Here is a 14,492-nt window from a genome sequence, read left to right as displayed (position 1 = left end):
GATCTCAAAGCGTGATTGCGTACACCGATGCAGCCAGCATTACCAAGCCAGCCGCCATTAAGAGGACAATGCGTATTTGGTGGGGGAATACTTTCTGGTTATGAATCCAATCAGGCGCCAGAACGGCGATCGCCGCAACCGGCACAGCGCTGGTCAGTAATTCATCGCCAGGACTGCTCAACACAAGCAGCGATAGCCCATGTAAAAGAACGCCCCAACCAAGCCAAGCCATGGGCGTCCGCATAACAACCACGCCAAGTCCAAGCAAGCAAGAGGCGATAAATGCAAAATCATACAAACTGTCCGGCATCGCAAAATTCAACCATGACGCCGACTGATGCCAGCGCTGAAAGAAAAAGGCTTCCGGCTGGTTTGAAGTAATGAACAGCAGCGAGTAATAACCGCCGATCAAAACCAATTGGCTTGACCAAATGCAAGCGAATATGCGGTGCGGCCCGCGCTTGCTCATTTCCTGATAGAACATGGCGCCGTTCAAAGCCACGACAAACCAGACTAAGCCTTGGTTGCTTAATAAAAGCAATGAGCTAAAAATTCCAACGCCGAACGCGCCAACAATGGATGGAGAGCGCATCGACGCCGCCAAGGGCGCCAGCAATGATATAAGCAAGATGCTCAGCGGCGCCGACGTACCGTAAATTGGCGCGATCAACACCGCACAAACAAACCACATGACAGAAAAATCAGAATATAAGTTTTGTTCTTTGCGAAAATACGACCGAAGCGACGAGCAAGCAACAATCAACATCCCCAGGCCAAACAACGCAGTGGTTTTTTGTATCTCAATTTCAATGGCGCCCCAATTGGCGATTCGCTGCAACGTCCAGCGCCACAAGGGGTCTGAATGAATAGAATATAAAGACTCCTGGCGGTCATGGGCAACAAAAAAAGCGCTTGAGAATGATTGTTCGGCTGAGTGGGGAATCAGAGCATCTATCGAACCGTAAACCATGTATACAGCCAAGCCAATCGCGGCGATCCAAAGCAATGACCGCTCTCGTCCAAACCCCTCTTCGCGCAAATACGAAACCATATCGTTTTCAGCCGCCTCTATTTTTAAGAGAATCTTCCACTTAAGAATCTAATAGTCCGTCGTGAATATCAAGCCATAGAAAACGGGCGAAGCGTATTGCTTCGCCCGTATGTTTCCTGTATGCGTACAACGACAATTCTTACAACTTATCCACTTGAGGCGCAAACAAGCGGTTCGCTTCCGGCGCAGGCCCCATGATCGGCAGCAAGTAATTACGGAACGCTTCCGTCACGTCATTGCCTTCGGCGTTGATAAATTCATCCGGCATGAGTTTGGTTTTGGCCGCAATGTCTTCCAATGGAACCAAATCATATTCCACCGCGTAATTACCAACGCGCTTAATGACGACAGAACCGTCAATATTGTGCCATAGCGCATACTGCACGGCCTTTTCGCCCACTTCACGCGCTTCTTGTTGATCAACGGGAGACACAACGCCCAAGAAGCAGCGTTGCGGATACCCGAGCGTGTCGGCGCGCACCCGCTTGATGCCAAGTTTATCTTTAATCAGGTCTGATAATACGTCGCCTAAAGCGCCGGTGCCTGACAACTGAACATTACCGTGTGCGTCTTTTTCGGCTTCGCCGGTGATGCTGACCACCACGGGGACGTGCTTGCCGTTTTCATCTGTTTCTGACCAAATGCCCTCAGAAACAGCGATGATGCAGCGTCCATATTTCTTATACGTTTTATCAACGTCTTGGATGAATTTCTCCTGGTCGAATTGACGTTCGGGGACATACACCAAGTGTGGGCCGTCATCTGGGTAACGGCGATATCCGGCGGCGGCGCCGGTCAGAAAGCCAGCGTGGCGCCCCATAACAACGGCGATATAAACTCCGGGCAAAGCGCGGTTATCAAGATTGGTTCCCGCTAAGGCAAGAGCAACATACCGCGCGGCGGAGGCAAAACCGGGACAATGGTCCGTGACGACCAAATCGTTATCAATGGTTTTTGGAATATGGACGCAACGCACTTCATATCCTTCTTCATTCGCGAACTGATTGACCAAACGGCAGGTGTCTGATGAATCATTTCCGCCAATATAGAAGAAGTAGCGGATATTATATTTTTTGAACACGGCGAATATTTTTTTGCAATATTCAATGTCGGGTTTATCGCGGGTCGATCCAAGCGCGGCGCCGGGGGTCATCCCAACTTCTTCGAGGTTGTGAGAAGTGGCTTGGCTGAGATCCACGAAATCTTCATTGATGATGCCGCTGACGCCATGTCGAGCGCCGTATACATGGGTAATCTGGCTGAATTTACGGCATTCGAGCGCTGCGCCGACCAGACTTTGGTTGATTACGGCTGTCGGGCCGCCGCCTTGAGCGATTATGGCTTTACCTTCAAGGGTAGACATGCTGAACTCCTAAACGTGGGGGATCGGCGGCGCAAACCGCCGTAGAGAATTTTACTATTTTACAAACCATCTCAACTTTGGTAAATGCGTTGGGCGCAAAGTGAGGGAGTTATAACAAGTTTCTTATATTATGACTGAGTTGTCGCATCATGAAATTTTTCAAATATCATCTCAACACATTGCTCAATCGAGCATGAGTTTGTGTCAATTGTCGCATGGCTGGCTTTTTGATAGAGCGCCTCGCGTTGCGACAGAACGTCTCTCACTTCATCCGCCGCTGTGCCTTTTCCGGTCAGGGAAGGGCGGTTGGCGTCGCCCATGATGCGCTCAGCGATCACCTCGACGGGCGCTTGCAGCCATACGACAAATCCTGATTGACGAAGCGCCTCAATATTAGCATCCCGCACGATGACGCCGCCGCCGCAATCAATGACGCACTGATCTTTGTTAGCGAGTTCTTCCGTCAGTTTTTGTTCTTCGTCCCGAAACGCGTCCCATCCATTGGCTTCTACGAATTCGGGGATCGGGCGCCCGAAGCGCTCCACCAGCATTTCATCCATGTGAAAAACCGGCCAACCGAGTTTGTCGGCGACCTGATTGCTGAGGACTGATTTTCCTGTGCCACGATATCCAATCAACACGAGATTCATGCTTGACCCAACGCCTCCTTCACGACTTTCGCCATGACATCGACGGGAGGCTTCTCGCCTGTCCATAAACGAAACTGTTCCGCACCCTGGTTGACGAACATCGGAACCCCATTGATGGTGCGGGCAAAACGCGACTCAGCCCGCTTTAATAACAGAGTTTGCGCTGGATTGTATATAATATCAAACACGAGATGCTGTTCAGAAAACAATGATTCATCAACTAAACATTGATCCACGTTCGGCGCCATACCGATGGGCGTCGTATTAATGATGACATTCGCAGATTCAAACGCTTGCTTCATATCTTCCTGATTCAATGATCCCGTACTGATGAGCGAAGAAGAATGCGAGCGCATTTCAGAGGTCAACGCGCTTGCCATCTCGGCGTCTTCGTCGCGATGTAAGAAATATATCTGTTTGGGTTTTCGTTCACAGGCGAGAGTAAAACCAACGCCGCGCGCCGCCCCGCCTACGCCCAGAAAGACGACCGTCTTGCCGTCGACGCGTTCATATTGCTCAATCGCATTCAACGCCCCGATGCCGTCGGTGTTGGTTCCAACCAGATGACCGTTATCGTTGATGACGGTATTCACCGCGCCAATGCGTTTTGCGAGTGGGGTGACTTCATCGAGATGACCCATCACACTCACTTTGTGTGGAATCGTGACCGACAGCCCCCGAATATTGAAACCTCTCATCCCATTCATTGCCTGGGCAATGTCTTTTGCATGGAACGCAACATAGACGTAGTTGAGTCCCAACGATTTGAAGGCGGCATTATGCATACACGGCGAAAGGGTATGTTCTATCGGGTCGCCGATTACGGCGCAAACGGTGGTTGAACCTTTAATTTCCCAGGTCATTGTAAACGTACTCCCCAAATTGGTCTGTAAAACGAAGCCATACTAGCACGAAAATTGAATTTACCGAGTTCTTGGCTGAGTAGAATCTAACTCAAAAATACTTAATCTATCGTTGCGAGCGGCCTGGGTACAACTCTGCTCGCTTCAGTGCGGGCTTTCAGGCCCTTATGCACAGGCGCTCCCAGAGTTGCACCCAGGCTTGAATTGGTTAGTCACTTTTTGATTGGTCGGAAATTCTTCTCCTATCAATATTTTTGAGATGGCTTCTAATAAAAAAGGGCGCATGGCATTAGCACCATGCGCCCATTGATCACTTTTTGATTCTCTTAGTACAAGTTCCAGTCGCTAATATCCGTCTCAAATTCTGCCAGCAGATCGACGCCAGCATTCACGCCAACCGGGCGAATGACAGCATAACGAATACGGCTGATGTGGACTGCGCCGTTATCTGAGAACCAAAAACGGGCGGCTGCTTGCGGCCCTTGGTTCACGCCTGAGAAATTCATGTCTTCGATCAGGAAAGCGGCGGTTTGCCAAGTATCTGTACCTTCAATAGTTGTACGCAATTCAGATGGGAAGAACGTAAACGCATTGGTACCATATACATTTGAGACATACACTTCAGGGCCGAAGGATTCACCGATCAAAGCGGGATCGTCCCAATAATCTACGACGATTTTGATCACAGCGTTTGGCTGTGAACTCGGGCCGAAATGTTCATCTAAAATGGAGAAGTTAATATAACGGTCAAATGGATCGGTTCCATCCGTCATCGACGGGCGAATTGACAAGCGAATTTCGCCAGCAGGTCCGGCTTCTTCCGTAATATATTCCTGGTCGCCGCCGTTGCCGCCAAAGTCCAAACCATTCACAATCCCGCCTTCAATGTCTAATTCTGCGAATATTTCAAACGGGTCTGGATCAAAGGGGTATGAATCAGGAATCGGATCAACGCCTTCGTTGGAGCCTGATGCGCGGATGACGCCCATTCTCAAACGGCTAATGTAAACAGGGCCGTCGAAAATAAACCGCGCCGCCCCCTGAGTAGGAACATTCACGCCATTGAATTTCACGTCAGTAACAAACCATTCCACCTCACGCCATTTGTCTGTACCTTCGATGATTGTTCGATTTGCAAGAGGGAAAAACTCAATAGCGCCGCCTGCAGAACTATATGCTTCGGGGCCAAACACGACGCCCGTCAATGCGGGATCGTCATAATACTCCGCGACAATTTTAACCCTTGTGCTTGGTTGAGAAGTTGGACCAAAATGCTCGTTTAAAATTTCCCAGTTGACGAAGTTATCCAACGTCCCATCGCTTCCGTCTTCCATCGCGGGGCGCATGGCTTTTCGTTTGTCGCCTGCGGGGCCAATATCTTCGGACTCGATTGTCTCTTGGTCGCCGTCATTGACTTTATATAAATCGATTCCATCTACAACACCATTATTGAGGTCCCATTCAGCGGCAATTGGGAACAAGTCTGGATCAAAGTCAACCGTGGCGGTTTGATTGATCGTATCAGTCGCGCCAAACACGCCAGCCGGGCCAATCGCGATCGCGCGGACAGCCAAACCGTTTACGCGTTCGATACGGACAGTTCCACCATTTACGCCGCCGAATTGACCACCGCTAGGAATTGGGTCAACCGCGAGATCATTGCCAAGCCATTGGCCTGAGTTGTCGATTCGGAACACGCGCCATTCAAACTGGTCTGTTAACGATTCGAGCGTATATCCACCGACGCCATGAAGATTGCCAAGCACACCCAAAAGAAAACCCATGTTGTCATTCTGTGAATCGGCATTGGCGAAATATTGAATGAGAACGTCAACTTCAGATACGTCAGGCCAATTGAAGAAAAACTCATCGGCGACGTTCATGAAGTTGTTGGTGGCCCTCACCGCAATTTGATCGGCGAGAATAATTTCTTCCGTCGTCTGGTCGCCGCCGTTAAGAATGGTTATCGAATTGAGAAAATCATCTGCCCCCCCAGGGACTCCATCTTCCAAAAAACCGTCCGAACTCCAATAGTGGACTTCTTGTGAGAAGTCGGTATCCGGCGGCCAACTTTCAATGTCAATTCCTTGAGCGAACACAGGGATAGCGAACAAACTAAAAATCATAGTTGCGACAAACATTTTTTTCATACGATTATCCTCCAAGATATAAAAATGCTCCAAACCATTCAGTACGCGTTTTGCTCCTTTCTAAATTGTTCAATCAACAAAGTGTTAAACAATGCGAAAAGCGCTTGCCTTATAAAAAAAATCCTGGAGTTATGAAGAAAAAGGTCCGTGCGTGATTTCAGCGACGGTCTTCAAGACTCCCCAAGATACACCAAAAAACATACGCGAATGAGACAGTAATAAACTAAACCATCAGAGTGATTCTTGTCAATGTATTATTCAGTCTTTCGGATTATTTTGTGATAAAAAAACGCCTCAGAAAAAATACCGAGGCGTTTTTAACTGTAGTTTTCATTTCAACTCAGTCAACAAAATCCCGCAATTTTTTGCTGCGGATTGGATGGCGTAACTTTCGCAGCGCTTTTGTTTCGATCTGACGAACGCGTTCGCGGGTCACGCCGAAACGGTTGCCGACTTCTTCCAGCGTGCGTTGATAGCCGTCGCCAATTCCAAAGCGGAGACGCAATACCGTCTCTTCGCGTTCGGTCAATGTTTTTAGAACCAACTCTACTTGGTCGCTCATCATCGCTTCTGAGGTGCGAAACGAGGGAGAAACGGCGTTTTTGTCTTCGATAAAATCGCCAAAGTGCGTGTCGCCTTCGTCGCCGACCGGCGTTTCAAGGGAGATGGGCTGCTGGGCGATCTTAAATACGCCGCGCACTTTATCCACCGGCATTTCAATGAAAGTCGCAATTTCTTCCGGGGTCGGTTCACGGCCTAAGTCCTGCACCATACGGCGCGAAATGCGGGTAATTTTGTTGATAGTTTCAATCATGTGGACCGGGATGCGAATGGTACGCGCTTGATCGGCAATCGCGCGGGTTACCGCTTGACGAATCCACCATGTCGCATAGGTGCTGAACTTATAGCCCCGGCGGTATTCAAACTTATCGACGGCGCGCATCAATCCAATGTTGCCTTCTTGGATCAAGTCTAAAAACTGCAAGCCGCGATTGGTGTAATTTTTAGCAATCGAAACCACCAAGCGCAGATTGGCTTTCACGACGTCCATTTTTGCGACATGCGCAACCCGCTCGCCTTTATGAACCAGATCACAAATTCGGTCATAGGTAATGCGGTCGTCATCTATTTCGTTCATTGCCTTCGTCTGGCGTTCTTGCGCGCGGATGTAGCGCTTCGCCATCTGCAGCAACTCTTCACGGGGCCGGGTGGTCAGTTTTTCTAACTCGCTGCGACCAAACGTGGTGCTGCGCAATTTACGGAACAATTCATTTAATTTTGTGCGGGGAAGGTTTAAGCGCTTCTCAGTCTGGTTGATTTCACTGCCCGCTTCTTGAAGCCGACGGTGTAAGGAAGAGAGCCGCTTTGCAATGCGCCCCAATTGCTCATGGTCGAGTTTCATCGAGATCAGCAAGTTGCCCAATTTTTGCATTTTCTCTTGCAACTTAGGCGTCTTCTTACCTTGATAGCGCTTTTCATACTTTAACGCCTGGGTTTGTTCTTTTTGCAATTGCGCCATCTTTTTCTGTAAATCTTTTACGATGGCTTCACGGTCTTTGTCTTCAAAATTTTCTTTCAAATCAAAATTCTGAATGACGTCTTCGACTTTGACGCGACCTGACTCAAGACGATTGAGTATGCGCGCGATTTCTCGAACTCCCGTCCGGCTTTGCGCAAGCGCATGGCAGATTTTGAAGCGGCCCGACTCGATGCGTTTGGCCAATTCAATTTCCTGCTCACGCGTCAAAAGAGGAACACGGCCCATTTCACGCAAATACAACCGTACAGGGTCATCAACGCCGATTTTCTCGTCGTGGGTCTCTTCATGCGCGGCTTCGGCTTCAGCGGCTTCCTGGCGAAGATGCTTGGCGTCAGCGTTGGTCATTACATAGTCGTCAACGACTGGAATATCATGATCATTCAGGACAATAAAAATGTCATCGAGATCTTCGACGCTCATAGCCTCGTCATTGATCATTCGGTTGACATCATCATACGTCAGACGGCCATTGCGTTCGCCTAATTCAATCAACTTCTGAAATTTCGATGACTTGGGCGCTTCTATGATTTGTTTCTGCTTAGACATGAACCATTCTCCCTATAAGACCATCCGAAATGACTACTAGTTCCCTCATTACCCAAAAAAAATTAAAAATAAGCAGAGTTTTCACCTGCATCACTAATTTGGAATTGCATGGAAAGATTTTTGAAAAGGTATATAAGTCGGTAGGGTTAGGAGTAATTCAAGAGTTTGCAACACGCCAAAATCGCCTGATTGCCGGGCGGTGTTGATGCGCCAACTCCGTGTCATTTGACCGGATGGTTTTGCTTGGATGTCAGCCGTTCTTCCCAATTGCTTACCCCATACGTTCAGGAAAGAAGATCAAACGCAATTGTGAGTATAGACGCGTTTATAATTCGGACAAGAGACTTCTATACAAATGATTCCCCACATTTCATTCGATAGAATTTGAGCCTTTTGAATCGGTATCTAAGGCGCCCAATCCTAGTTTCGCAATATAGTATCCGGGCGTGTTATCAGCAATCGCTTCAAAACCTCCTGTTGGCGATATTCGCCCCGTGATTCCGGTATTTGCGGCGCGTAGCAAAGGGACGCGGGCTTCGACCGCGCGGAATTGCGACTGAATGAAATGTTGTCTTAAACCCGCCGAGCGTTTGAACCATGCGTCATTGGTAATGTTAACCAGAAAGTCAACGCCCTTTTCTTTTGCGCTGTGCGCTTGCCAGGAGAGCGTCGATTCAAAGCAGATCATCACCGCAAAGCGATAGCCCTTACGCGTTTCAAAGATGGTCTGCTCGCGCCCGGGTTGAAAGATGCCGGCGCCCGCTTCTTCGATCAGCGTTTCAATATAATAAAATGGCCAGTATTGCCCGCCGGGAATCCACTCGCCGTACGGGACCAGGTGCATCTTGTCGTACGAATTCACATTGCGCAAAATCATCTCAGTCGGGTCGTCGGCGCGAATTTTATCCGGCCTGAAATGCAACGCGCGGTTGTAATAGGCCACTTTGTCATCACTCAATAACTCAGCGTGGACAGAACCCAATAGCAATTCAACATCATTCTCTTTCACAAACGAAACGATCTGATGAAGCCCATCCTCCCAAAGATTAAGAGGGTAGGGGACCGTGCTCTCCGGCCAGATGATGAGGTCGGGGTTTTCCGCCATCGCCTGACGGGACAAGTCGAGATAACGGCTTAACATTTCATCGACCGAGGCCGACTCTTTCGCGTCTTGCGGAAAAGAACCTTGAATTAAAGCAACGCGTAAGTTCACTATATCTTGTCTATGGAATTTTGAATGCATCGCAGACGTACCAACACTTAGAGTTGCATTCCAAAAAATTAAAAATGAGATTATTACAAAATAAATGAGTGCTGGTTTGAATTCATTTCTAATTCTTTTAGGGAGTGTTCTGTCTCTTACCCAACAATAAAACCTGTGGAGCAGACTAAATAGCGAGGCGTTAAAGGATACAAAAAGAAAAGAGGCGCCCAAAATACCAAGCCACTCTATAGAATTCAAAAAAAAGACACCAAAGTCATAAGTCGCATGTCCCACGAATCCCCATGAAAACGCGAACGGGCCGATTGATCGCAGATACTCAACCAAGCACCAACTAAGAGCAAACGCCGGGATGCGATACCAGCGACCAATCAGTGCGCCCCATACCCAGAAGGGAAACATCAGAGGAGCGCCAGCAACAAACGCCAGCAAAAACATGCCGGGGCCGGTAACATAAATCAGCCAATGAAGCAGGATCAGGTTATAGATGAATCCGGTCGCAAGACCCAGAAAGAGATTATGTTTTGTGTTGTTCACCCGCGCCCGCCACAGTGCAGGAACAAGAGCGATAAAAATCAGATAGGATTGTTCAAAGGGAGGGAAACAAAGCGCAAGTAAAACCGCCGAAGCCGCTGCACACAACCAATCAGCGTAGCCCAAATTCGGCGTCAGCGTCGTGATCGTCCTCTTCACGCGGGAGGGGTTCACTAATGTGGTAGTCTCCATTAAACCAATGTCCTAGATCGACCATCTTGCATTTCATGCTGCAAAAAGGAAATGTAGGCGTTCGCGTGCCTTCCGGCAATGCTTTGCCGCAAGTTCGGCAATGAATTGATGCCATATTTGCCATAGTTTTGATCTCCTTGAAAGAATCATTTTACTTATCGCCCTGTTTTTCGTTATAATATAAGCAATAGAACGGAATCACAGAATAGCAAGGAGGGAAAAACATGAATACCAATGAAATTATCTGGATGTGGCTCATTGTGCTCCTTCTTTGTTTCGTTGCCACGACGCGCCCGACCGAATGGTTTTCGTTTGCCCGAAAGTATTTTCGTTGGACGATCGAAAGCCTGAAGTGGAAACCCTACATGCCTTACCTGACAGGTCCCTCTAAAGGTAAAGGCCACAGTCAGGATACATTCGATTTTGATGGAAAGGGCAACTCCGGCAGCCAAAAGGGAAAATCAAAAATATTCCCGCGTCCACGAAGGACGACTTAATTCATCGAATCTGTTTTCCTACTGAAAACAAAAGCCTTAGGGGTTACTCCTTAAGGCTTTTTCTTATCAAAGGTCATAATAAATCGACTTTTTAATAAAGGATACCCTGCTATAAGCCGATACCGTATAGCGACCATTTCTCGGAAACGTGGTGCAAAATTATGGCACAGGGAATCCAAGCCCCATCAGCCTTACAGAATTTTTTTAATGCGAATTCAGGCCTGACCAGCTTGTTCAATCGCACCAGCAACAACAATAACTCATCGCCGCTCAGCCTTCTGACCGGAAACAATGGGTTATCAAGCCAAAATGGGTTGTCGCCATTACGGCAGCCGAATATCCTACGCGGCCTGCAAGATCAAACCAAGTCGCCTGCGGATGACGAAAAGAAAGACAAACTTGATCTTTCCACCTTCGCCAAAGACGCCGCAGATGGGGCGATTCAACAGGCGCGTACCAAGCCGGAACTCGGCGCAACCAACCAGATCATCGTCAGTAAAGACGGCCGCTTCGAAGCCTCAGTCGATCTGAAGATCAATTCAGACGGCTCGTTTGCGCTCGATTTAGCGGTTCGTTTCGCGGAATCATCCGCTGCGGGCATCCAATCGTATACAGGGACTCAGCAGCAAGTTGCTGATGAAACTGAACTGATTGAAGGCGAAGAACAACCCGTTCCAGAAGACGCGGAAACAGATGAATATTCACTCGAAGAGAATCCCACCGATTTATCTTTAAGCAGTTTTGACGCAATCGCGGCTCGTCAAACTACATTTGAACAAATTGTGAGCACTCGCGATTTCCAGGCGGAAATTTTCTTCCAGGAATCCAAAGCCGTCGCGTTAAGCGCTCAACAAGCGCAAGGCGATGCGATTGCGGGTGAATACCTTGGCGTATCAAAGCAGGTCGCGCAAGAATTTACCCTGAACGTGTCGATCTCCGGCACGGATTTGAGTAACTTCAACGCCATTGCCGAAGAGCTGTCTCAATTCGACGACACCGGAACGCTGGGCGGCTTCCTGGAAGCGGCGCGCGGCGTGTTAACCAGCGACCCCGGCAACTTGAGTTCATTCGTCGGCGCCACCCAAGGATTGATTGAATCAGCCCGCAACCATGTCGGCGCCCAGCTGAACGACTTCTTCACTGGCCTGGGAGACACCTTCGGCGAAGAACTCGACGCACTCGGCCTCGGCTTTGCCTCTGACTTCTTTGAAAATATTGGTGAAGACGTTAACAACGACTTGAACCGCTTCTTTGATACCACCAACCAATTATTCAAAAACTTTGGCATCAATACTTCCGCCGATCCTGAATCAATCACAACGGAATTATTGAATAAAAACCTCGAACAATTGCGTGAACAACAGAAAGAGAAATTAGAAGAGAGCGAAGAAATTGACCTTTCTTCTCCGCGCAATGATTCGTTATTGACGCCAGAGCCACAAGCAGTCGAACTTGATGTGCTGGTGTAGAAAACCTGAATCCCCCCTGGCGCCTGCTGCGCCTTCCCCCCTTACATAAAGGGGGCTTGGCAGGGGCTCAGCGCTAAGTTCACAAAAACAGTTTGAACTTAGAAAAGTAAACAAGATGTCACACCAAATGCCTTCCAGAGCGGAAACGCTCTTGACCACTAGATACCGCAAACATTATTGTTTGCGGTTTTTTTTGCTCAATTCCACACAAAATCGCGCCAAAATGACACAAGGGACTATCTGCTATCTTTCAAGCATCTAGCACATTTTTCTACACTTAATAGTTTGGCACGTTGTTGGCATATATAAAAAACCGAAAGTCAGAAATTAAATCCCAAAGCGGGATCAAGACACAGGAGGTCAAGGCTCATGAATCTATGGACCACTTTCCAGGAACTCGACCGGATGCAGCAGGAAATGAACCGCGTATTCGGCCCGTCGTACAAGCAGCAGGGCGACCCGCGCCAGCGTCTGGCCTTTTTGCCAGGCAATTCCGCCCGCCGCTATCCACTCATCAATTTGTATGAAAAAAAAGACGCCTTCGTCGTTGAAGCGTTAGCGCCCGGTTTAAACACAGAGAGCATCAACGTCAGCATCGTCGGCAACCAATTGACGCTGAGCGGCGAAAAGGTGCGCAGCAATGGCGACGCGAAACCGGAAGCCTTCCATCGCAACGAACGCGCTGCGGGTAAGTTCATCCGCACGGTTGAACTTCCGGCGGAAGTTGATTCGGACAAGATCAAGGCCGAATACAAGAACGGCATCTTGACCATCACTGCGACCAAAGCCGAAAAAGCACGCCCCCGTTCCATCGAAATTCAGGTAGCGAACTAAGTCTTAAGATGAGCCACGAGAGGAGACCCGAAAATGAGCATTGAAAAAACCGTACCCCAGACTCAGGAACAGCGAGTTCCCAATACGCAAGAATGTTCGCGTGAAGATGCGCGTTACGTTACGCCGCCAGTCGACATCATCGAATACAAAGACAAACTGGTCTTGCAGGCCGACGTGCCCGGCGTCGCCAAGGACGCGGTCAAAGTGAATGTCGAAAACAATGTCCTCACTTTGGAAGCAAATCACGCCGTCGACGCGGAACATGAAGCAACCTATCGGGAATATGAACTGGCCAATTTTTATCGTCAGTTTGAATTCTCGGAACAGATTGACGCAGACAAGATTTCAGCGGAATTGAAGAACGGCGTATTGACTCTCCACTTGCCGAAAGTGGAGAAAGTCAAACCGAAACAAATTCCGGTCGCTTATGCGGAATAAGGTAAATGAATCGCACGCGTTGAAATCGCGCGTCTTGAATGTTCATCTTCGGCCCGAAGCCTCACCGCTTCGGGCTGGTTTTGTTTTTATAGGTAGAGATAATGTTTAAATTTTGGTATTTTGTAATCAGAAACATATATTATTCAAAAAATTATTCAAAAAAAGGTGCAAATAAATGACAACTTGGCGAATGGCATTTCGAGTTGGAACTGGCGGAGAAGAATTGTGGCCTATTTGTTTTGAATTGGGAGTAGCAGCGATAACTTATGATCCATTAGCAAAAACTGATCTTTCAAGATATCCTGAAGGAGAACCTAAAAATTCATGGCAAAAATTGGCACCATCTCAAAAAGCAAGCCTTAAAAGAGTGGCTTATGAAATGAAAAAAGGTGACATCATTTATGTCAAACAAGGTACTAAAATTGTATGCAAAGGAATAGTGGACGGCTCATACTTTTTTGATAAGCAAACACTAATTGTTGATCCTAATGGAGTTCCATGGCCTCATCAAGTAAAAGTAAAATGGGAATCTGAATTTATCAGAATGAATAAAATACTAGGCAAAAGCCAACAACTTACGGTTGAGAAACTTCAATCTAATGAAATTCTATCTTTTGAATCAGAATTAAAACTGGAAAAAAAAGCACAAAAACAGCAAGAAGTTCTTGAAGGAGAAAAATACAAAGCTGAAATAGAATTTCGTAGGAGAAATAGTGGTGTAATTTTAGCTAAAAAAGCCAATTCTGATTTTCGTTGTGAAGTGTGTGGTTTTAGCTTTGAAGAAAAGTATGGAACGATTGGGGATGAATATATTATTGCCCACCATTTAAATCCAATTTCAATGGGTGAACAATTAACAACCTTGGATGACATAGCCTTGGTTTGCGCCAATTGTCATGCAATGGTTCATACAAAAAATCCACCGATTCCTATTGATGAATTGAGAAAAATACTAAAGAACTAAACTGCTTTCTTTGCAGTGTATCTTCTTAACCCACCAATTCTCAATCTCGAAAACATTGCTTGGTGGGCTGTTCGCCTTCGTCGAACGAGCCCACCCTACTGGGTCACAGTGACTACGTATGGTCCGTGTCATCGCGAGCGCAGCGAAGCGATCTCGCTTTTCGATTTGTGAGATTGCCG

13 protein-coding genes are annotated in these 14,492 nt (G+C 47.7%); 5 read left to right on the top strand and 8 right to left on the bottom strand.

From position 1 onward, the window contains the following. Positions 1 to 4: 4 nt before the first annotated feature. From P9L94_18125 to yacG, 8 genes are all read right to left on the bottom strand, one after another. Positions 5 to 1,051: a hypothetical protein gene (locus P9L94_18125; GenBank protein ID MDP8246006.1), complete on the bottom strand. Its 1,047-nt coding sequence runs from the start codon at positions 1,049 to 1,051 to the stop codon at positions 5 to 7. A gap of 139 nt (positions 1,052 to 1,190) precedes the next feature. Continuing rightward, entirely contained in the window at positions 1,191 to 2,414 is a 1,224-nt protein-coding gene (locus P9L94_18120) for a 6-phosphofructokinase (protein ID MDP8246005.1), read from the bottom strand. A gap of 128 nt (positions 2,415 to 2,542) precedes the next feature. Then, a complete protein-coding gene (locus tag P9L94_18115) occupies positions 2,543 to 3,064 on the bottom strand; it encodes a shikimate kinase (protein MDP8246004.1) in 522 nt (173 codons plus the stop codon). Continuing rightward, on the bottom strand, positions 3,061 to 3,927 hold the full coding sequence (locus tag P9L94_18110) for a shikimate dehydrogenase (GenBank protein MDP8246003.1): 867 nt from the start codon (positions 3,925 to 3,927) through the stop codon (positions 3,061 to 3,063). Before P9L94_18110 ends, P9L94_18115 begins: the two co-directional genes overlap by 4 nt. Before the next feature lie 326 nt (positions 3,928 to 4,253). After that, positions 4,254 to 6,077 carry a hypothetical protein gene (locus P9L94_18105; protein ID MDP8246002.1) on the bottom strand — a complete coding sequence of 608 codons (1,824 nt, stop codon included), beginning with the start codon at positions 6,075 to 6,077 and terminating at the stop codon, positions 4,254 to 4,256. Between the two features lie 340 nt (positions 6,078 to 6,417). Beyond that, a complete protein-coding gene (gene rpoD / locus P9L94_18100) occupies positions 6,418 to 8,163 on the bottom strand; it encodes an RNA polymerase sigma factor RpoD (protein MDP8246001.1) in 1,746 nt (581 codons plus the stop codon). Between the two features lie 370 nt (positions 8,164 to 8,533). Then, positions 8,534 to 10,111, bottom strand: a complete 1,578-nt coding sequence (gene lnt / locus P9L94_18095; GenBank protein ID MDP8246000.1) for an apolipoprotein N-acyltransferase — start codon at positions 10,109 to 10,111, stop codon at positions 8,534 to 8,536. After that, entirely contained in the window at positions 10,032 to 10,235 is a 204-nt protein-coding gene (yacG, locus tag P9L94_18090; protein MDP8245999.1) for a DNA gyrase inhibitor YacG, read from the bottom strand. Before yacG ends, lnt begins: the two co-directional genes overlap by 80 nt. A 100-nt stretch (positions 10,236 to 10,335) precedes the next feature. On the opposite strand from yacG, the gene P9L94_18085 reads away from it, so the two are divergent. The 5 genes from P9L94_18085 to P9L94_18065 all read left to right on the top strand — a co-directional run bounded on the left by P9L94_18085 (position 10,336) and on the right by P9L94_18065 (position 14,313). Further along, positions 10,336 to 10,608 carry a hypothetical protein gene (locus P9L94_18085; GenBank protein ID MDP8245998.1) on the top strand — a complete coding sequence of 91 codons (273 nt, stop codon included), beginning with the start codon at positions 10,336 to 10,338 and terminating at the stop codon, positions 10,606 to 10,608. 161 nt (positions 10,609 to 10,769) lie between these two features. Next, positions 10,770 to 12,077, top strand: coding sequence for a hypothetical protein (locus P9L94_18080; protein MDP8245997.1), 1,308 nt, complete (start codon positions 10,770 to 10,772; stop codon positions 12,075 to 12,077). Positions 12,078 to 12,446: 369 nt separating this feature from the next. Beyond that, complete coding sequence (locus P9L94_18075; protein MDP8245996.1) at positions 12,447 to 12,911, top strand: Hsp20/alpha crystallin family protein; 465 nt, start codon at positions 12,447 to 12,449, stop codon at positions 12,909 to 12,911. Positions 12,912 to 12,944: 33 nt separating this feature from the next. Continuing rightward, positions 12,945 to 13,349: an Hsp20/alpha crystallin family protein gene (locus P9L94_18070; GenBank protein ID MDP8245995.1), complete on the top strand. Its 405-nt coding sequence runs from the start codon at positions 12,945 to 12,947 to the stop codon at positions 13,347 to 13,349. A 175-nt stretch (positions 13,350 to 13,524) separates the two neighbouring features. Then, positions 13,525 to 14,313 (top strand): HNH endonuclease, encoded by a 789-nt coding sequence (locus P9L94_18065; GenBank protein MDP8245994.1) that lies wholly within the window; start codon positions 13,525 to 13,527, stop codon positions 14,311 to 14,313. Positions 14,314 to 14,492: the final 179 nt, after the last annotated feature.

Source organism: Candidatus Hinthialibacter antarcticus (assembly GCA_030765645.1).
Taxonomy (GTDB): domain Bacteria; phylum Hinthialibacterota; class Hinthialibacteria; order Hinthialibacterales; family Hinthialibacteraceae; genus Hinthialibacter; species Hinthialibacter antarcticus.
Note: the sequence above shows the minus strand (reverse complement) of the source record. Positions and strands in the feature narration are given on the sequence as shown.